Genomic DNA, 19,708 nt, shown 5'->3' on the forward strand with positions numbered 1-19,708 from the left:
CAAAAAAAACGCTTAGGGGCAATAGGGGGGGCACTGAAGTCCTTTATCGTAAGGATTTTGGGCATCCATTACCTTGAGTGCTGCGGCATCCGTGCCAGCTGATTTTGAAGTGGCCTTGATAGCGCCGTCTTCGTAGGTGGGGTAAAGCACCAGCTGAACGGTCTTTTTGTTAGGGTCTGCCTCTGTCGGCTTCAGCGCCAGGTAAAAGGTAATTCCGGTGGTACCTTCTTCTGCCAGCATCTTCAGCAGCGCATCGCGGCCGTAGAAAATGGCCTTCGTGTCCACGAGCTTGTCCTTCCGCATCACGCGATCATACTCATCAATCCACTTTTGCGCTTCGCCGGCATCTACCTGGCGGCCAACATTTGGTTTAAACTCTTTTCCCATAAATAATTGTTGAGGTTTAGTGAAACATGGGCGTAAAGTATTGAAAAAATTTTAATGTAATTTTTTGGTCCCTATACGAATCTTACTTTAGTAGCATATATGATACATGGCAAAACTTCCAAAATTACCCAAAGTGTTCATGCTGGTTCGCACGAATACCTGGCGCATGGTGGGGTCGTGACCCCCATCTTTCCCTCATCTGCCTACGATTATGAGGGCGGACGTCCATTGCAGTACCCCCGGTACTTTAATATACCCAACCAACTGGCCGTAGCAGGCAAGGTTGCTGCACTGGAAAACGCCGAAGCCGGAGTGGTCTTTTCCTCCGGCATGGCCGCTATCCTCACAACCCTTTTCAGTTTGCTTAAGAATGGCGATCACGCCATTTTTCAACGCGACCTGTACGGGGGTACACACCACGCCCTGGCCCAGGAAATGCCACGGTTTGGTATTGACTATACATTGGTGGACGGGGCTGAGCCGGCAAACTTTGAAAAGGCCATTCGCCCCGAGACCCGACTGATCTATATAGAGACGCCTTCTAACCCCACGCTCAAGATAACCGACATACAGGCCGTCGCCGCCATCGCCCGCCGGCATGGCCTGCTGACCGTCATTGACAACACCTTTGCTTCGCCCGTCAACCAGAATCCCATCGACCTGGGCATCGACATCGTGTTACATAGCGGCACCAAGTACATCGGTGGACACAGCGATCTCTGCTGCGGCTTTGCCGTAACCACCCAGGAACTTACCCAACGTATTCTCGCCAGTGCCATAAACCATGGTGGCAGTCTCGATGCGCACACAGCCTGGCTTGTCGAGCGCAGCCTGAAGACCATCGTGTTGCGCGTACGCCAGCAAAATGAAAATGCGCTGGCCATTGCCCGGTATCTCAAGACCGACAACCGCATCGGTCAGGTATACTACCCCGGACTGGAAGACCATCCGAACCATATCGTTGCCAAGGCTCAAATGCCCGGCGGCTTCGGCGGCATGCTGTCGTTTGAAGTAAAAGGCGATGCACAAGTGTTCATGGCGAAGCTTGCACTTATTCAACGTGCTGCCAGCCTTGGCGGGGTGGAGTCAACCATTACCAGTCCTGCGCGTACCTCCCACGTTAAGGTAAGCGCTGAAGAGCGCAAAGCCACGGGCGTGACCGATGGACTTGTCCGCCTTTCCACCGGCATTGAGGAAGCAGAGGATTTGATAAATGACATTAAACAAGCGCTCGCATAATCATCATGAAAGAAAAGAATAGATGTGGCTGGTGCCTGGGATTTGAAGACTATATCCGCTACCACGACGAAGAGTGGGGCGAGCCCGTGCACGATGACAATGTGCATTTCGAGTTCCTCATTCTGGAAGGTGCACAAGCCGGTCTGAGTTGGTCCACCATCTTGAAAAAACGCGATGGCTACCGTAAGGCCTTCGCCAATTTCGACCCGAAAAAGGTAGCGCGGTTTACGGACGTGAAGCTGGAAAAGATTCTGTTGGATCCCGGCATCGTTCGCAATCGCCTAAAGGTTTATGCCGCAGCCAACAACGCCAGGCGCTTCCTGGAAGTACAGGAAGAATTCGGTACGTTCGATAAATATATCTGGGGCTTTGTCGGCGGTAAGCCCATCGTTAACAAGCGGAGGTCGCTTAGCGAAATACCGGCGACCACGCCGGAGTCGGATGCGTTGAGCAAGGATCTGATCAAGCGCGGATTTAAATTCGTTGGCAGCACGGTCATCTATGCGCACATGCAGGCATGCGGCCTGGTAAACGATCACCTGCTGGACTGCTGGAAGCGGACCGCACGAAAGAAATGATACATACAGGGATCAACAAAAAAAGGTGTGCCGACAAATTCGTCAGCACACCTTTTTTGTGAAGTATAGCCATGGCGTTACTTACGCGGCATCTTCTCATCGCGCATCGCGGCGAGCCAGGCGAATGACGCAACGATAGAGGCGTTTTGCTTCAGATCGCCCTCGACAGCTTTGTCATATACGTCCATGCTGGTGTGGTGCGTGCGGGTGCCGTACTCCAGCGGATCTTGAATAAACTGGAAGCCGGGCAAGCCGATAGCGTCAAACGATAAGTGATCGGTGCCACCAGTGTTTTGCAGGGTGAGCGTGGAGGCACCCACTTTGTTGAATGGCTTGAACCACGCCCGGAAAATGTTGCCGATGTTCTCATTGCCCTGCAAGTATATACCGCGAAAGCGGCCCGAGCCATTGTCCATGTTCAGGTATACCGAAAACTTCTCGGCAGCCGGCGTCATCTTGATCGAGTCGTACGGATAAGCCTTGTCGAGACGCTCGCCATACGTACGCTTTACATACGACTTCGAACCGAGCAGACCTTGCTCTTCGCCACCCCACAACGCAATGCGAATCGTACGACGCGGCGATACACCCAGCGTCTTCAAAATACGGATCGCCTCCAGCATCACCGCCGAGCCGGCAGCATTGTCGGTCGTGCCGGTGCCGCTATGCCAGGAGTCTAAGTGGGCGCCAATCATGACCACCTCGTCCTTCAGGTCAGTACCCGGTATTTCACCAATGACGTTATAGCCCGGGGCCGACGGCGTAAACGCCGTCTCCAACGCGAGCTCGAGCTTTACCGTTTGACCTTTCTGAATCTGGCGCACCAGGCGGTTATAGTGCTCAGCCGATACAACCACCTGCGGCAGGATCTTCGGCACGTTTTCTTTGTAGGCAGCAACGCGTTTGCTGAAAGGTGTTTCCGCCGGGTACGGTACGGTAGCGGCAGCGACGGTAAGGGTCCCATCTTCGAGACGGAACGACGAGCTGGCTTCGATCACGGCTACGGCGCCTTCTTTCTGACACAACGCCCATTTTGCATAGGCAAGACGTTGGGGCTCCTGCGGCGACGAAAAACGGCGGCCACCTTGCGCCTCTATGACACCGGCATTAGCCATCACCAGCAACGTCGAGTCACTCAGACGCGTAGCGTCGGGTTTAAAGCCAGGCTTCACCGGTGTAGGCAAACTAAACATCACGATCTTACCTTTTAGCTTACCCTCGTATTTCTTAAGATCTTCTTCTTTGCTGATGTCCAGGTATACCGCCTCGGCCTGAATGGCACCTTTTACACCCGGCGACCAGGCTTTGGGATACGCAATCATCGGAAAATACGCCGGTGCCAAAGAGCTCAAGCTGAACTTCTTCAGCTGCCAGCCGCGACCAAAGTCTTCTTCCCAGGTATCGAAAACAACGTTTTGTACACCCCACGACTCCAGCGTCGTCTTGGCATAGTTGGCCGCATTTTTATAGCCGGGGGAGTTGGTGAGCCGTGGGCCGTGAATGTCGGTCAGCATGCTCAGGATATCCATCACCTGCGAGCGATTCATACCCTCGTTCTTAATTTTTGATACCATGGCGGTATCAATCTTTTCCACAGTCTGTGCGGCCAGAAGTAACGGCGCCGTCAGCACTGCCAGGGTTAGCAGGCTTGTAAAAGGTTTCTTCATAAACATTCGGTTTTGGTCAATGATGCCTAAATGTAGTGTCTATTTTGAAGCAGAAGATACCGTTCATTTAAATCTTTCCAACGAAACACAGATTTTTGGTGTCTATTCAGGCATAACAAAGCAAAACGTATGCGACTAAATTGGTTTGCCAGAATGGCTGGATTGCTGTTTATAGTATTGTCCTCCTGCGAGGAGGACGGTGGTGGCATCATATCCGATTGTATCGATTCGAATAAGATCGTGAAAGATGCCGCGTGCACGATGGAGTATGCTCCCGTCTGCGGTTGCAACGGCAAGACCTACGGTAATGCGTGCTCGGCCAGTACCCAGGGCGTACAGCAATGGTCTGTAGGCCCATGTCAATTAGGGCAGCGCAACAGATAGTCAGGATCCTTGTTGCGGAATAGTTTTTTAGCGTCTATGCCTGAGAAACTAAAGCACAACGTTATGAGGAAAAGTCATTATGCCATGATACTGGGCCTGCTGTTGATCACATCGTTCTCTTGTGGCAGCGACGATGATAACGGCGCAACGAGTTGCGTTGACCCTGCTAAGATTGACGACCATGCCATGTGTCCGGCGGTAGTAGATCCCGTCTGCGGTTGCGATGGTAATACCTATGATAACGACTGTGAAGCAAAGGCAAACGGCGTCCTGAAATGGACGACAGGCCCGTGTTAGTGGCGCGGCGCCGTAAGAACGACCTGTTTTTTGGAAAGGTAAATATTCCACACGCCGTCAAGCTTTTCAACACCGTCAGGCATGGGGCTTACCACCGGCTTGGAATATAAGATCGAGTCGTAGCCACCTTGCTTGGCGTCTGTATACAGTCGCTGCACATTGTCTTGCAGTGAACCTGTCACCATACCGGAAATATAGGCTTCAATTAGTTGCTGTTCGATTTCCTGATTACTAGCCGTGCCCGGCACTGTCCAATGGATGCGTGCCTTGTAACGCTCGCCAATCGAGTCGGCCTTCGCCGGGTTAAAGTGTACTTTTTCCAGGGCCGCAAAAACCTCGCGGCCGCGTTCGTGGGCGGTGGTCATAATTTCCGCATCGGTCATCTGTACGATCTTTTGCTCCTCCATGCCTTCGTGCAATTTGCGACGCTGTTCTTCGGTTAGGGTGCCTCCGCACGCAGTAAGGCAAAGCAATAAAATGACGATCCTGGGTTTCATGACCCAAAGGTTGTGGGTAAGCATTGAAAATCCAAATTGTTGTCTTTCCGGTGTCAACCCTCGGCCCGGGAAATCCGTATTCTTTGTCGTAACTTTGTAGGCTGATTACATTGTATGATAGAGAAATTGGAAGAAATAAAGCTCCGTTTTGAAGATGTGGGCCTGCTGCTGGCCCAGCCCGACACGATGAGCGACTTGAAGAAGTTCTCGCAGCTGAGCAAAGAATACCGCGATCTGGAAAAGATCGTATTGAAATACAATCAGCTTAAGGAGTCCCGTAACCACCTGCAGCAAGCCAAAGACGTGTTGGCGAAAGAAAAGGAAAGCGAGTTGCGCGAGCTGGCAAAGATGGAAATAGATGAGCTGGAACCGCGCATCGACGGTTTTGAAGCTGAGCTAAAAGAGCTGCTGATCCCCAAAGATCCAAATGATGACGGCAATGTGCTCCTGGAAATTCGGGCAGGTACGGGTGGCGACGAAGCCGCCATTTTTGCAGGCGACCTCTGGCGCATGTACCAACGCTTCTGCGAAAAGCGCGGGCTCAAAATGGCCGTACTGGACGTGACCGAAGGCACTGCTGGCGGCTATAAAGAAGTGATCAGCAGCGTAAGCGGCGACGGAGCGTACGGTCTGTTCAAATTCGAGTCGGGTGTACACCGCGTACAGCGTGTGCCGGCTACCGAGCAACAGGGTCGGGTACACACCTCGGCCGCATCGGTTGTAGCATTGCCCGAAGTAGACGAAGTCGAGGAGGTCGTAATCAATCCGGCCGACATTGAAATACAAACAGCACGCTCCAGCGGTGCTGGTGGACAGAACGTAAACAAGGTTGAAACCAAAGTACAGCTTACGCATAAGCCTACCGGTATTGTTATTACCTGTCAGGTCGAACGCTCCCAGCATGGCAACCGCGAGCGCGCATTGCAGATGCTGAGGACCAAGCTCTATGAGATGGAGGTCACAAAACAGGCAAACGAAATAGGGGCCGCCCGCCGTTCGTTGGTCCGCAGTGGAGACCGCTCCGAAAAGATTCGCACCTATAATTACCCGCAAAGCCGTGTAACCGACCACCGCATTGGCTACACGGTGTACAACCTGCCGGCCGTCATGAACGGCGACCTGGAAGATTTCATAGAGCAATTGCGGATTGCCGACAGTGCTGAAAAAATGGCAGAGGGCGCCGGAGCGGCCTGATTATTGATTCTAATGGCTACATTCGATAAAGCATATAAAAAACTATGAGCAAAGGATTATTGACCGTACTGATTGTACTGGGTGTCATTGTCGTAATTGTTTTCGGATTTATTTCTTGGGGTAGCGGTGTCTATGATAAAGCCGTCGCCGCACAGGAAGACGTCAACGCCCAGTGGGCCGACGTACAGGCTGCTTATCAGCGCCGGGCGGATCTCATCCCCAACCTCGTGCAAACAGTAAAAGGTGCCGCCGAAAACGAAAGGAGCATTTTGACACAAGTAACACAGGCCCGTGCCGGTATCGTTAATGCCAAAACGCCGGAAGACCTTGAGCTGGCCGGTCGCCAGATCAATACAGCCATCAACCTGGCGTTTGAGGCGTACCCTCAAATCCGGTCAACCGAAAACTTCCAGGAATTGCAGTCACAATTGGAAGGCACCGAAAACCGCATCAACGTAGCCCGCCAGCGCTACAACGAGGCTGTTCGGAACTACAACGTCTTCGTCCGCGGTTTCTTTAAACGCTTTGCCCTCGGCCTCTTTGGCGGTGGCGAGGACTTCAGCGTACGCAAAGGCTTCGAAGCTTCTGCCGATGCCCAAAACGCTCCGAAAGTAGATTTCAACGAAAGTAAATAAGATCCAAACTCTCTGCTTGCACTAGAGAGGGCCCTCCCGGAATCGGGAGGGCTTTTTTATTGTATCCCCTACTCAAACCCACCCCAACAATAGGCCATCCCTATAGCAAAGCCGGGGATTACCCGTATCAAACCCATACCAAAGCCATACCAAAGCCATACCTTAGCTATCCCTGACATATAGGAACTTATAGCAGAGCCTATCCAAAACATAAAAAAAGGCCATTCCAGCGGAACGGCCTTGATATCACAAGCGCCTAACGATTATTCCGCCACCAGGCTTCTCTCGGTCATAAATTCCGCAATCTGCACAGCATTCGTTGCAGCCCCCTTACGGAGGTTATCCGCCACAATCCACATGTTCAGCGTATTCGGTTGCGACTCATCACGACGCAGACGACCTACAAATACCTCGTCACGACCGTGTGAATTGATCGGCATCGGGTAGATATTGTTTTTTGGATCGTCTTGAACAATCACGCCCGGCGTGTCGGCCAGGATCGAACGCACTTCGCTCAGGTTGAAATCTTCATCGAACTCTACGTTCACAGCTTCCGAGTGACCGCCGACAGCGGGGATACGCACGGTGGTAGCCGTTACCGCGATCGACTGGTTGCCCAGGATCTTGCGGGTTTCGTTCACCATCTTCATTTCCTCTTTGGTGTAGCCGTTATCGAGGAACGAGTCGATGTGCGGCAACACGTTCATATCGATGTTGTGCGGGTACACCTTCGGGCCATTGATGCCCTGGCGCTCATCCATCATCTGCTGTACTGCGTCTTTGCCGGTACCGGTTACGGACTGATAGGTTGAAACGACAATGCGTTTAATGGTATATTTAACGTGCAGCGGCGCCAGCGCCATCACCATCTGAATCGTCGAACAGTTGGGGTTGGCAATGATGCGGTCGTCAATGGTAATTTCATGACCATTGATTTCGGGAACAACCAGTTTTTTAGTCGGGTCCATGCGCCAGGCCGAAGAGTTGTCGATCACGATCGTGCCTACGGCTGCAAATTTCGGCGCCCACTCCAGGGAAGTGTTGCCGCCCGCCGAGAAAATAGCCACATCGGGAGCGAGCTTGATAGCCTCCTCCATGCTCTTAACGGAATATTCCTTACCCTTATACTTTATGATCTGCCCCACCGATTTGGCCGAGGCTACGAGATATAACTGGTCAAACTTAAAACTTCTCTCCTCAAGTACTTTGAGGATTTCCTGGCCTACCAGACCGGTAGCACCTACAACTGCGAGTTTCATTTTGTTATGATTTTATTATAGTTTACAAAAATAATCTATTCCCGTTGTGCCTATGTCGAAGCCCCTACAAATATTCATTTTTTCCATCCTGAAAACGTTTACGGAAAAGACTTTTATAACGTTTGCGTTTTTGCTCGCCAGCCAACAACTGTTCGCTCAAGTGTCTGATTCTTTTGCAGATGGAAACTTTACGAACAATCCAATGTGGACCGGCACCGCCACGCACTTCATCATATCGTCCGGCCGCCTCCGCCTGCAGGCAGCCGAAGAGGCCGGCGAAGCCTACCTGGCGACCCCCAGTCAGGCACTCGCCGACGCATCGTGGGAGTTTTCCGCCTGGCTCGGGTTTGATCCCTCGTCGTCGAATTATGCACGCGTATACCTGGCATCCAGCACCGCCAACCTGGGCAGTGCCCTGCAGGGCTACTACGTCATGGTCGGTAACACCGACGACGAAATAAGCTTATACCGCCAAACAGGCACGACACGAGTAAAGATCATCGACGGCGTGAACGGCCGCCTGGCATTTCCCAATTCCAGCATGCGAATTAAGGTAACACGTGACGCTGCCGGGCAATGGCAACTCTATACGGACGTAGGCATAACGGGTTATTATACGTTAGAAGGAGCCACTACGGATGTCATGCATGCAACATCGCTGTACGCCGGGGTCTTTTGCGACTACACGGCCACCCGCTCAAACCTTTTTTACTTCGACGACATTCTCATTACCGGCAAACCGGTAGCGCCCGGCGCCCGGCCGGCATATAAAGACGTGATCATTTCTGAAGTCATGGCCGACCCCACACCCGAGGTCGGCCTGCCCGATACCGAATTTGTGGAGGTACACAACCGCAGCACGAAAACATTCAATCTGGGCGGCTGGATGCTGACAGACGGAACAACACGCGCTACATTACCCGCGACGACGTTACCCGCCGGTGGCTATGCCATCATTACCGGAGCCGCCGTAGCAGATAGTTTTAAAGCTTATGGAGCCATCGCCGCGACGCAAATCTTTCCCTTGCTTAACAACGCCGGCGATAAAATTGTCCTACGCCTGGCCGACGGTACCGTTATTGACTCGGTGCAATATTCCGACCGTTGGTATAGCAGTGCCGACAAGCGCGCCGGCGGATGGTCGCTGGAGATCATCGATCCAAACGACCTGTGCGGAGACGACGTAAACTGGACTGCCTCGCTCGCACCCGCTGGCGGTACACCCGGCACACAAAACAGCGTGCGGGCACAACGAACCGACAATACGGGTCCGGTATTGGTTTCCGTTATTCCCACCGATGCCACACACGTCACGCTGCGCTTCAACGAACGCCTGGCGGCCGATGTGCCGGTCACGACAAACTTTACATTCTCTCCGGCAGTGCAGATCGCTTCCGTTTCTTTCGCCGACCCGTCGTTGCGTCGCCTGGACCTGCTCTTGCGCACACCACTTGATGTTGAAAAGACCTACACACTGACCACGCAAAATATCTGGGACTGCATCGGTAACCCGCTATTGCCGGCCAACGGCCGCGCTACCTTCCGCCTGCCCGCCGAACCTCAGGAACACCAGGTCGTGTTAAACGAAGTCCTCTTCAATCCTCGCCCGCAAGGCGTAGACTTTGTCGAGATCGTAAACACTTCTACACAATATTTCAACCTGAAAGGTTGGGCGTTGGGCCGCAGAGAGGATGATCAGGTAAAGGAAGCCGAAGTCGTCAGTGAAGACGATCTGTTGTTGCCACCCGGCGGCTACCTGGCGCTCACGACCGATGCCGCTACGCTCACGAATCATTACCCAACGGCACAGCACCTGGTTGAAATGATACTCCCATCTCTGAACGACGACGACGAGTCCGTTGCCTTGACCGACAGCACGGGCCACATATTGGATAGCTTTCATTACAAAGACATCTATCATTCACCGTTCCTAAAAGACACCGAAGGTGTTTCCCTCGAGCGCATCTCGTTTACCGGTGCCACCGATGCGTCCGCTAATTGGAAGTCCGCCAGTACCACGGCCGGCTATGCCACGCCGGGGTATATCAACTCACAAGCCCGGCCCGCACAGATGTTTGGCGATGCCGTTGTTATAACACCGGAAGTTTTTATACCGCTTACCGGCCAGCCTGATTTTACAGAAATACACTATAGACTCGACCCAGGGGGCTACGCAGCCAACGTTCGTATTGTCGATCCCCACGGACGGGTCGTTCGCGAGCTTGCCAACAATGCGCTGCTAGGCAGCGAAGGTTTTCTGCGATGGGACGGCGACTGCGACGATGGCACGAAAGCACGGGTAGGCTACTACATGATATGGATGGAGCTGATCGACCCAAAAGGAAACGTACAAACCATACGCAAGCGCGTAGCCGTGGCAGCTCGCCTTCACTAAGGCTAAAGATCTCTAATCCTTGAGCTGTTTAAGATATAGTTGAATGGTGTTTTCCAGACCGTAATACAAGGCATCGGATACGAGCGCATGGCCGATAGAGACCTCGTCCAGGTGCGGGATGTTTTGATGCAGATACTTCAGGTTGTTCAGGTCCAGGTCGTGGCCGGCGTTTATGCCAATACCTCCCGCGTGGGCTATCTTAGCGCTTTCGATATAGGGTTTAATGGCGACCTCTTTATTGACAAGGTACTCCACGGCATAAGGCTCCGTGTACAATTCAACACGGTCGGCACCGACGGCGATGGCGCCTTCGACCATGCGGGGCGACGGATCTACAAAAATAGACACGCGTACACCGAGCGACTTGATCTCCTGAACAATGTCACGCAAGAAAGATTCATGCTTTATCGTATCCCATCCGGCATTGGAAGTAATGGCGTTGGGCGGGTCCGGTACCAGTGTGGCTTGCGCAGGCTTCACCTCGTGCATCATCTTGACATAACGTTCGTCAGGATAGCCCTCGATGTTAAATTCAGTCGTCACGACATCGCGCAACATCAACACGTCTTTGTAACGTATGTGGCGTTCGTCGGGGCGTGGATGCACAGTGATGCCCTGGGCGCCAAACCGTTCGCAGTCAATGGCGACCTTGATCACATCTGGATTATTTCCTCCCCGTGCATTCCGGAGTGTGGCAATTTTATTAATATTGACGCTCAGTCTGGTCATAGGTCGTTCCCTCGAATGCTTTGATAAAACTGGATCCCGGTAAATGGGTTTCGAAAAGTAGTACTTAAAAATAAATTCATATGAGCCTGAAGCAACAAATAGATGGTGATATCAAAAAAGCCATGCTTGCCAAAAACAAAGAAGAGTTGGAGGCGTTGCGCAGCATTAAGTCGATGATCCTGCTGGCCGAGACGGAGAAGGGTGGTTCGGGTGACGTGTCAACCGATGTCGAGAACAAGATCCTCACAAAAGCTGCCAAACAACGGAAAGAATCCTCCGATATTTTTACACAGCAGGGCCGCCAGGACCTGGCCGATAAAGAAAACTTTCAGCTCGAGATCATCACCCGTTATCTGCCCAAGCAGCTTTCCAATGAAGAGATCGAGGCAACGGTGAAAGAGATCATCGCCGAAGTGGGTGCCAAAGGTCCGCAAGACATGGGCAAGGTTATGGGCACAGCCACAAAAAAGCTGTCCGGACAGGCCGATGGCAAAATTATTTCCGAACTTGTCAAAAAATTGCTCACCCCGTAAGGAGTCATGAGTAAAGTCGACATAACCCTCGCAATCATTATTCTGGTAGGCGCCTACAACGGATTCCGCGATGGATTCCTGTTGGAGCTTATCTCGTTCCTCTCCATTTTGCTGGGTATCGTTGCAGGCTTTAAGCTCATGGGCTGGGTCATGGTGCATCTCGAAAAAAGTTATCATATCGACGCGAAAGCACTGCCCTACATCGCCTTCACCGCTGTTCTTGTCCTCGTGGTATTTGCCGTCAACCTCCTGTCCAGGTTTATTTCCAAGAAAGTAGACCACTCATTTTTAGGGAAGGTAGATCAGGTAGCCGGCGGACTAATGGGCCTGTTTCGCTCGGGCTTTATGATGAGCGTGTTCCTGTGGCTTTTTTATTCTTTAAAATTCGGCTTTCCCGATGATTGGACGGCTGATTCCTGGGTCCTACCGATGGTCTCGAAGCTTGCCCCCAATATTATCCATGGTATAGGGTATATTTTGCCCTTTTTCAGAGGGATTTTCTAACGCTCGAATTTTTTCATTCTAATAGAATTTTTTCTTTACTTATTGACGTTTAATAGAACAACAATGGCCATCGCGGTTAAAGAGAAGGACGGGTTTAAGTTTGTCGACGAGGGGCAGGGTGAGGTTTTGCTACTCCTGCACGGTTTATTCGGTGCATTGAGCAATTGGGAAGGCGTTGTGGCCCGATTCTCTAAAAATTTTAGGGTAGTAATTCCCATGCTGCCCATTTATGAAATGCCCATCAGGGAAGCGGGCCTGGAAGGACTCAACAAATTTGTAGAGGACTTCGTCGCCGCGCAAAAGCTGAGCAACATGATTATCATGGGCAACAGCCTCGGTGGACACGTTGCATTGATCTATACGTTGCGAAACGGCGATAAGGTAAAAAAGCTCATCCTGACCGGTAGCTCCGGCCTGTTTGAAGATTCTATGGGAGGATCTTATCCCAAACGGGGAAATTACGAGTACATCAAAGAACGCGTCGCGTACACGTTTTACGACCCGGCCGTAGCCTCCAAAGCATTGGTGGACGAAGTGTTTGAAATCACCAATAGCATCCCCAAATGCATGCGGATCGTAGCAATTGCCAAGTCTGCGCAGCGCCATAACATGGCAGAAGAGATCCCCAATATCACAGTGCCGACATTATTGGTATGGGGTTTGAATGATACTATTACGCCACCCGTCGTGGCCCATGAGTTTAACAGGTTGATTCCCAATTCGACGCTAAAGTTCGTCGACAAGTGCTGTCACGCGCCCATGATGGAGCACCCTGAAAAATTCAACGAAATCGTAGAAGACTTCGTCTTACACTGAGAACTGACAAGAAACGCTAAAATATAACCTACTTGCTGGCGGAAGACCTCATAAACCACATGATCCCTCCATTGAAGGGAACAGACGATGCGCACAAAGCCATTGTCTGGATGGAAGAGTTCCGCTGTAACTATATGCCCGTGATCGACGATGGCAAGTTGTTAGGATTTATTTCAGAAGAGATCATTTTCGAACGGAACGAAGTCGACAAGCCCGTGCGCGACTTTGCGCTGGTAGGCCAACAGTGCTATGTGCACCTCGACACACACTTTTACGATATTCTGAAGGTAGCTGCCGAGCACAAACTGCAAATGGTCGCGGTGCTCAACGAACAGCTGACGTACTGCGGTGTAATCACCGTGCAGGATACCCTAACCTCATTCGCACAAACAGCCGCCGTACAACTGCCTGGCGGCATCCTCGTGTTGTCGATGAACTTCAACGACTATTCACTGTCGGAGATCAGCCGCCTCATCGAAGAGAACCACGCAAAAATTCTTAGCAGCATTGTAAAAGAAGATCCGCTCGACGCAAACAAAATCCGTCTTACACTCAAGATCAATCAACAGGAGATGTCGCGCATCGTAGCCACACTCGAGCGTTTCAACTATAAGGTTATCGGTCGCTATCAGGAAAACAAACCGATCGCAGGCGAGAAAGACCGCATTGATATGCTGCTGCGCTACCTGGACATATAAGTCCGCCGGTAGTTACGCCAACCACTGCATGACCAGGTCCACAAACTCTTGCGGCTTTTCAGCTTGCACCCAGTGACCTGTTTCCAATGTTTCTAAAGTAGCCTGCGGGAATACTTGCTGTATACGTGCAAGGTCCGCGTCGGCTATATACTTCGAGTATTTACCGCGAACAAACAATGTAGGCTTGTCGAAAGTGCCCGGGTACTGTAAGTCTACACCAATGTTTTTAAGTTGCTCCGTAATCAGCGGCAGGTTTAGCTTCCACGAAAATCCACCTTCTGCCTTGCGCTGTAAATTCTTTAACAGGAATTGACGCACATCGGGCTCCGGCACATAGGCCGACAGGCGCTCATCCGCTTCTTGTCGCGAAGTAATAGTATCGATGTTCAACGCATTCAGGCCCTTGACAATCGCATAATGCTCCAGGTCGTAGTAGCGTGGGGCAATATCGACGACAATCAATTTTGAAAGCTTATCGGGATGCGCAACGGCAAAATTCATAGCCGTTTTGCCCCCCATGGAATGACCCAGAATGACCGGGTTCTGGATATTCTGGTCGGCCAACAGCTCTGCCAGGTCGGCTACCATGGAGGGGTAATCGAAGCGGTCGCTGTGCGGCGATTGGCCGTGATTGCCCTGGTCCACCGTGTATACACGGTAATTATGATTGGACAACACGCGGGCCTGCGTCAACCAATTATCAGCCGAGCCGAACAGGCCGTGCAGGATAACGATTGTTTGGGTGCTCTGGGCAGGGTTTGCAGCCGGGTATTCGCGAAAGAAAAGCTTCATGGGCCAAAAATAGAATTCAAAATCCACAAGTCAGATTAGAATCGCCCCCTTATATTTGAAACTTTTAGCTTTTTACATGGAACGATCACACGACACGTACACCCTGCAGGGCGTACCGGTTTTATCACTGGCAGAACAGTTTGGTACCCCCTTGTACGTATACGATGCCGCCATCATCGTCCGGCAAATCAACCGCCTGAAGGACGCGTATGCGGCAGCCGACGTGCGCCTCAAGTACGCGGCCAAAGCCCTGACCAACGTGTCGATCCTCAAGCTCATGAACAAGCACGGCGTAGGTCTGGAGGCCGTATCGCTCGGCGAAGTCTTCCTGGCACGCCAGGCCGGCTATACACCGGCAGAGATCACCTTCACACCCAGCGGCGTAGACTTCAGCGAAATCGAAGAAGGAGTGGCCCAAGGTGTCGCTATTAACATTGATAACCTGTCCACGCTGCGCAAGTTTGGCGAAAAGTATAAAGGCAACTACCCCTGCGGTATACGCCTGAACCCGAACATCATGGCCGGCGGCAATATCAAAATCTCTACAGGCCACAGCAATTCCAAGTTTGGTATCTCCGTGTTGCAATTGCCGGAGATCCAGGCGCTGATAAAAGAGCACAATATCCGCATTCGCGGATTACACATACATACGGGCTCTGACATTAAAGAGACGGAAGCGTTTTTGAAGACGGCCGAAGTATTGTTCGATACCGCCAAACATTTCTCCAATCTGGAGTTTATGGACTTTGGCAGTGGGTTTAAAGTAGCCTACAAAGACGGAGACGTGGTGACCAATGTCGAAGATCTCGGAGCACGCCTGACAAAAGCGTTTAACGAATTTTGTACACAGTACGGCCGCAAACTGGAGCTGTGGCTCGAGCCTGGTAAATTTCTGGTAAGCGAGTCGGGTACGCTGCTCACACACGTGAATGTCGTAAAGCCCACACCTACCGTAACATTTGTAGGCGTGAACTCCGGACTGAACCACCTCATTCGCCCTATGATGTACGATGCGTATCATCATATTGTGAACGTATCTAACCCCTCCGGCAAAGAAGCGGTATACACCGTCGTGGGGTATATTTGCGAAACCGATACGTTTGGAAGCGACCGTCCATTGAACGAAGTGCGCGAGGGCGACGTGTTGGCCTTTAAAAATGCAGGCGCTTACGGCTTTTCGATGGCCTCCAACTACAACTCGCGGCCGCGACCCGCGGAAGTGCTGATCGTAGACGGCCAGCCTAAGCTGATCCGGGCACGCGAGCAACAGGACGACCTTTTAAAGAATCAGGTAATCATCGACTTATAAAATACAGCCGAACCGCATTAGGGTTAGCCGTATGTGTATTGTACTAAACTTTTATTCCGGCTAGTTCGTTACTTTCGGAACAGAATTCTCATTTAACCTTATGCTGAAACGTATTCTCGTATGTGCAGGGCTGTTGTTGGCCCTGGCAAGCCAGGCCCAGGTCCTGGAACCGGCCCGTCTTGTGAGTGTGCCGCTGGACAAAAAAGTCAAAGTAGGTGACATAGTAGAGCTTGTCTTCAAAGCCGACATAGATAAGACATGGTATATATACTCGGTAGGGTTTGACGCCGACTGCGGTCCGATTCCCATGACCATCACCCTCGACAAAGGTGCGGGTTTTGAATTGGTAGACGGAGTGGTTGCCATACACGACAAAGCCAAACACGACAAAATCTTCGACTGCGACGTACGCACATTCGAAGGCACGGGTGAATTTCGGCAGAAAGTAAAAATCCTCGCACCGTCGGTGACTATCAAGGGCGCATACGAAGGGCAGGTATGCTCGGAAGTAGAAGGTAAATGCGTATTGTTTGACGGTGATGTATCGTTCACCATCCAGGCCGAAGGCAAAGCGATCGCTATGCCATCGGCAGACGATAAAAAAAAAGAAGATCCTAAGCAGTCCGTCAGCGCCGCTGCGCCGCCAACAAACAGCACCCCAACCGTAATTGTACCCCAGCCAACCGTTACGATCGACACGGTCCATGAAGTCGCTACGAATACGCAAGCTGCTGCCACCAACTACGCTGAGATAAAAGGCCCCACACTCGACACTGCGCTGGTGCAGGAAGATCCCGCCAGGCAATCATTCTTAGGATTCTTCATCCTGGCCTTTGTCGCCGGCCTGGCAGCCCTCCTCACGCCGTGTGTATTCCCAATGATCCCTATGACGGTGAGCTTCTTCACACAAGGCCGATCGAAAGGACAAGCATTACTCTACGGCTTTTTTATCATCTTTATTTACACGCTTATCGGTGCGGCGATTGCTCCCCTGATGGGCCCCGAGACCGCCAACCATTTGTCAACGGAGTGGATACCTAACCTCATCTTCTTCATCGTCTTTATCGTATTCGGCCTTTCATTCCTGGGTCTGTTCGAAATCGCGTTACCAGGCACACTGATCAATAAGGTAGATACACAAGCAGAAAAAGGCGGCTTCATCGGTATCTTTTTTATGGCGTTCACACTGGTGCTGGTATCATTTTCCTGTACGGGTCCGCTGGTCGGCAGCATCCTCGTGTCATCGGCCGGTGGTGAGTTTCTGAAGCCAATCGTAGGCATGTTTGCCTTCTCATTGGCATTTGCCATACCGTTTACGTTGTTCGCTTTCTTTCCCGGGTGGCTAAACGCCATGCCCAAGTCAGGCGGATGGCTTAACTCGGTAAAAGTAGTGCTGGGCTTCATCGAAATTGCCCTGGCGTTTAAATTCCTGAGCATTGCCGATCAGGCATTCCACTGGCGCATCCTCGACCGTGAGATCAACATCGCCATTTGGATCGTCATCGTAACATTGATCGGGTTATACCTTATGAAAGCCTTTCGTCTGCCGGGTGATACTGGTAAAGACGTAGAAGACAAACGTGTCAGCGTCCCGCGCCTGACGCTGGCTATCATAGCCTTTACATTTGTGGTATACCTCATACCGGGCATGGTAGGCGCGCCGCTAAAAGCACTGGCAGGCTACCTGCCACCCGCATACACGCACGACTTCGACCTGGCCGCCGCCACACGAAGCTCAAAGCCCAACCAAATCTGCGACGAGCCCAAATACAGCGAATTTTTACACTTGCCACACAACATCAGCGGCTACTTCGACTACAAGCAAGCCATCGCCTGCGCACGCCAGCAAGGCAAGCCCCTGTTTATAGACTTCACCGGCCATGGCTGCACCAATTGCCGCGAAATGGAAGCCACCGTATGGCCCGACGCTCAGGTGCTACGAAAGCTAAAAGAAAACTTCGTCGTAGTAGCGCTGTATGTGGATGACAAAACCGAGCTACCCGAAACAGAATGGTATACCTCGCAATACGACCAGAAAGTAAAGAAAACCATTGGCAAGCAAAACGCCGACCTCCAAATCAAAAACCTGAACAACAACGCCCAACCGTTCTACGTGCTGGTAGGATTGGACGAGCGTGTATTAGTGTCGCCCTACGGCTACAATAAGAACCCTGAGGAGTTTGCAAAATTCCTGGAAGCTGGCGAAAAGAAATTTGCCGAATTATACAAGAAATAATGTTCAGGTATCAAATCATACAAATAGAGCGACCCTGCAAGGGTCGCTTTTTTTATGCGTATCTTGTATAGGTTATCAGGTATCAATTATGAAAAATGTAAATTCAATTCTGCTCGGGATCGTGTACTTCCTAATTGTCGTAATAGTCACAGGCTGTTCGCTCATGCCTGTCGACCTCGCAACGATCAGCGAGATTCGATCAATGGCTGGATCGGACAATGCCACTGTTAATTGGAGTTCGAATTATAGCTCTGAAACAGGAAGCCAGAAGCGGGTCGAGGTAACGCTGGTTAATCCCGATAAGATTTATGTAGAAGATCCTGAGAAGGCGAAGGAGTTATCAGAGAAGATTGTAGCGAAACTTGTGGATGTTTCTGAAAAGTTAGGAAAAGACTGGCGCTTTGTTTTGATCATTAACCGCGGCGACAACAAGACGACTATAGAGATGGACGAGGAGCACGTGCGTGAGATCCTCGAGAAGCACATCGCCGACTCATAGAATAGATTCGGCCATATCTGGGTAAGTGCGCATCCGTACAACCTTTTCATGACATAGGCCATTGTGTATTCCTAACTTTACATAGTATAAACCGCTATCTTTGAACTGCTAAAAACCTGATCTGCATATGCTCGACATTGTTATAGAAGCACGCAAGGCCGCCATTGCTCCCGGCATGGAAGTAAAAAGAATTCTGCCATTCCGCCTTCGGCGTATGGTCGGTCCGTTCATTTTCATGGATCATGCCGGCCCTGTAGATATTCAGCCGCAAAATGTTTCGTCCATGGACGTACTGCCGCACCCACACATTGGCCTTTCTACCGTAAGCTATTTGTTTGGGGGCCAGGTAACACACCGCGACAGCACCGGTGCCCTGCAGATCATTCGGCCTGGTGAAGTAAACTGGATGACAGCCGGAAAAGGCATTTCGCACTCCGAGCGTTTCGAAGACCCCGCCATGCTGGCCGGCGGTGCATTGGAAATGATTCAGACCTGGGTAGCGCTGCCCGAGAAAGACGAAGAAGCGAATCCGACCTTCAGTAACTATAAAGAACAACAGCTGCCCATCTTCATCGAAAAAGATGTATGGATGCGGCAGATCGCCGGCAATGCGTTCGGCCTTCACAGCGACGTAAAAACACACTCGCCCTTATTTTATCTGCACGTTGTATTGAAGAAAGGTGCCCGGTTCGGTCTGCCAAAAGAATATTCCGAGCGAGGCATCTATGTCGTGAAAGGAAGCATTGAAGTATCAGGCCGCCCGTATATAGCCGGCCAAATGCTGGTCTTTACAAAAGGTGTAGACCCGGCATTGAATGCGCTGGAAGACACCACACTCATGATGCTCGGCGGCGAACCGGTAGGCGATCGTTATATCTGGTGGAACTTTGTATCGTCTCGTAAAGAACGCATCGAGCAGGCAAAGGCTGACTGGAAAGAAGGCCGGATCATTCTGCCCCCTACAGATAATCACGAATTCATCCAACTGCCGGAAGACCATACCCGGCCTGCGGGCGGTAACCCACCCGCACCGGGCCTGCTGTCATGAAACCCCCTAACA

General features: G+C 51.5%; 21 protein-coding genes. 15 read left to right on the forward strand and 6 right to left on the reverse strand.

The window, feature by feature from the left end:
- Positions 1 to 12: 12 nt before the first annotated feature.
- On the reverse strand, positions 13 to 387 hold the full coding sequence (locus KK062_RS02245; protein ID WP_254082599.1) for a hypothetical protein: 375 nt from the start codon (positions 385 to 387) through the stop codon (positions 13 to 15).
- A gap of 99 nt (positions 388 to 486) precedes the next feature.
- Here KK062_RS02245 and KK062_RS02250 point away from each other — a divergent pair, with 99 nt between their 5' ends.
- Both KK062_RS02250 and KK062_RS02255 read left to right on the forward strand, forming a co-directional pair.
- Entirely contained in the window at positions 487 to 1,626 is a 1,140-nt protein-coding gene (locus KK062_RS02250; protein WP_254082600.1) for a trans-sulfuration enzyme family protein, read from the forward strand.
- Positions 1,627 to 1,631: 5 nt separating this feature from the next.
- The gene (locus KK062_RS02255) at positions 1,632 to 2,204 is read left to right on the forward strand and encodes a DNA-3-methyladenine glycosylase I (protein ID WP_254082601.1); all 573 of its coding nucleotides are present in this window, start codon (positions 1,632 to 1,634) and stop codon (positions 2,202 to 2,204) included.
- Positions 2,205 to 2,281: 77 nt separating this feature from the next.
- On the opposite strand, the gene KK062_RS02260 is transcribed toward KK062_RS02255, so the two are convergent.
- On the reverse strand, positions 2,282 to 3,871 hold the full coding sequence (locus KK062_RS02260) for a M20/M25/M40 family metallo-hydrolase (RefSeq protein WP_254082602.1): 1,590 nt from the start codon (positions 3,869 to 3,871) through the stop codon (positions 2,282 to 2,284).
- A gap of 129 nt (positions 3,872 to 4,000) precedes the next feature.
- Between KK062_RS02260 and KK062_RS02265 the strand changes: the two genes are divergently transcribed.
- Together KK062_RS02265 and KK062_RS02270 are read left to right on the forward strand one after the other, a co-directional pair.
- Positions 4,001 to 4,255, forward strand: a complete 255-nt coding sequence (locus KK062_RS02265; RefSeq protein ID WP_254082603.1) for a Kazal-type serine protease inhibitor family protein — start codon at positions 4,001 to 4,003, stop codon at positions 4,253 to 4,255.
- A gap of 63 nt (positions 4,256 to 4,318) precedes the next feature.
- Positions 4,319 to 4,552, forward strand: coding sequence for a Kazal-type serine protease inhibitor family protein (locus KK062_RS02270; RefSeq protein WP_254082604.1), 234 nt, complete (start codon positions 4,319 to 4,321; stop codon positions 4,550 to 4,552).
- On the opposite strand, the gene KK062_RS02275 is transcribed toward KK062_RS02270, so the two are convergent.
- Positions 4,549 to 5,049, reverse strand: a complete 501-nt coding sequence (locus KK062_RS02275; protein ID WP_254082605.1) for a transposase — start codon at positions 5,047 to 5,049, stop codon at positions 4,549 to 4,551. The two genes, KK062_RS02270 and KK062_RS02275, sit on opposite strands and share 4 nt — an antisense overlap.
- Positions 5,050 to 5,163: 114 nt before the next feature.
- Here KK062_RS02275 and prfA point away from each other — a divergent pair, with 114 nt between their 5' ends.
- Positions 5,164 to 6,243: a peptide chain release factor 1 gene (gene prfA / locus KK062_RS02280; RefSeq protein WP_254082606.1), complete on the forward strand. Its 1,080-nt coding sequence runs from the start codon at positions 5,164 to 5,166 to the stop codon at positions 6,241 to 6,243.
- 44 nt (positions 6,244 to 6,287) lie between these two features.
- Positions 6,288 to 6,878 (forward strand): LemA family protein, encoded by a 591-nt coding sequence (locus KK062_RS02285; RefSeq protein WP_254082607.1) that lies wholly within the window; start codon positions 6,288 to 6,290, stop codon positions 6,876 to 6,878.
- 263 nt (positions 6,879 to 7,141) lie between these two features.
- Here KK062_RS02285 and KK062_RS02290 read toward each other — a convergent pair whose 3' ends face one another.
- Positions 7,142 to 8,137: an aspartate-semialdehyde dehydrogenase gene (locus KK062_RS02290; RefSeq protein WP_254082608.1), complete on the reverse strand. Its 996-nt coding sequence runs from the start codon at positions 8,135 to 8,137 to the stop codon at positions 7,142 to 7,144.
- Positions 8,138 to 8,189: 52 nt separating this feature from the next.
- On the opposite strand from KK062_RS02290, the gene KK062_RS02295 reads away from it, so the two are divergent.
- Positions 8,190 to 10,532 (forward strand): lamin tail domain-containing protein, encoded by a 2,343-nt coding sequence (locus KK062_RS02295; RefSeq protein WP_254082609.1) that lies wholly within the window; start codon positions 8,190 to 8,192, stop codon positions 10,530 to 10,532.
- 12 nt (positions 10,533 to 10,544) lie between these two features.
- Here the strand turns inward: KK062_RS02295 and KK062_RS02300 are convergent, their stop codons facing one another.
- Positions 10,545 to 11,261 carry a pyridoxine 5'-phosphate synthase gene (locus tag KK062_RS02300; protein ID WP_254082610.1) on the reverse strand — a complete coding sequence of 239 codons (717 nt, stop codon included), beginning with the start codon at positions 11,259 to 11,261 and terminating at the stop codon, positions 10,545 to 10,547.
- A gap of 80 nt (positions 11,262 to 11,341) precedes the next feature.
- Between KK062_RS02300 and KK062_RS02305 the strand changes: the two genes are divergently transcribed.
- From KK062_RS02305 to KK062_RS02320, 4 genes are all read left to right on the forward strand, one after another.
- Complete coding sequence (locus KK062_RS02305) at positions 11,342 to 11,794, forward strand: GatB/YqeY domain-containing protein (RefSeq protein ID WP_254082611.1); 453 nt, start codon at positions 11,342 to 11,344, stop codon at positions 11,792 to 11,794.
- Positions 11,795 to 11,800: 6 nt separating this feature from the next.
- The gene (locus KK062_RS02310; protein ID WP_254082612.1) at positions 11,801 to 12,298 is read left to right on the forward strand and encodes a CvpA family protein; all 498 of its coding nucleotides are present in this window, start codon (positions 11,801 to 11,803) and stop codon (positions 12,296 to 12,298) included.
- Positions 12,299 to 12,361: 63 nt separating this feature from the next.
- On the forward strand, positions 12,362 to 13,114 hold the full coding sequence (locus KK062_RS02315; protein ID WP_254082613.1) for an alpha/beta fold hydrolase: 753 nt from the start codon (positions 12,362 to 12,364) through the stop codon (positions 13,112 to 13,114).
- 59 nt (positions 13,115 to 13,173) lie between these two features.
- On the forward strand, positions 13,174 to 13,812 hold the full coding sequence (locus KK062_RS02320) for a CBS domain-containing protein (RefSeq protein WP_254082614.1): 639 nt from the start codon (positions 13,174 to 13,176) through the stop codon (positions 13,810 to 13,812).
- Between the two features lie 12 nt (positions 13,813 to 13,824).
- On the opposite strand, the gene KK062_RS02325 is transcribed toward KK062_RS02320, so the two are convergent.
- Positions 13,825 to 14,604, reverse strand: coding sequence for an alpha/beta fold hydrolase (locus KK062_RS02325; RefSeq protein ID WP_254082615.1), 780 nt, complete (start codon positions 14,602 to 14,604; stop codon positions 13,825 to 13,827).
- Positions 14,605 to 14,680: 76 nt separating this feature from the next.
- Between KK062_RS02325 and lysA the strand changes: the two genes are divergently transcribed.
- From lysA to KK062_RS02345, 4 genes are all read left to right on the forward strand, one after another.
- On the forward strand, positions 14,681 to 15,913 hold the full coding sequence (gene lysA / locus KK062_RS02330) for a diaminopimelate decarboxylase (RefSeq protein ID WP_254082616.1): 1,233 nt from the start codon (positions 14,681 to 14,683) through the stop codon (positions 15,911 to 15,913).
- Between the two features lie 100 nt (positions 15,914 to 16,013).
- Positions 16,014 to 18,149: a protein-disulfide reductase DsbD family protein gene (locus KK062_RS02335; RefSeq protein ID WP_254082617.1), complete on the forward strand. Its 2,136-nt coding sequence runs from the start codon at positions 16,014 to 16,016 to the stop codon at positions 18,147 to 18,149.
- An 88-nt stretch (positions 18,150 to 18,237) separates the two neighbouring features.
- On the forward strand, positions 18,238 to 18,648 hold the full coding sequence (locus KK062_RS02340) for a hypothetical protein (RefSeq protein ID WP_254082618.1): 411 nt from the start codon (positions 18,238 to 18,240) through the stop codon (positions 18,646 to 18,648).
- A gap of 127 nt (positions 18,649 to 18,775) precedes the next feature.
- Positions 18,776 to 19,696: a pirin family protein gene (locus tag KK062_RS02345; RefSeq protein WP_254082619.1), complete on the forward strand. Its 921-nt coding sequence runs from the start codon at positions 18,776 to 18,778 to the stop codon at positions 19,694 to 19,696.
- The last annotated feature ends 12 nt before the right edge of the window (positions 19,697 to 19,708 follow it).

The organism is Dawidia cretensis, from assembly GCF_018598175.1.
Taxonomy (GTDB): Bacteria; Bacteroidota; Bacteroidia; order Cytophagales; family Cyclobacteriaceae; genus Ohtaekwangia; species Ohtaekwangia cretensis.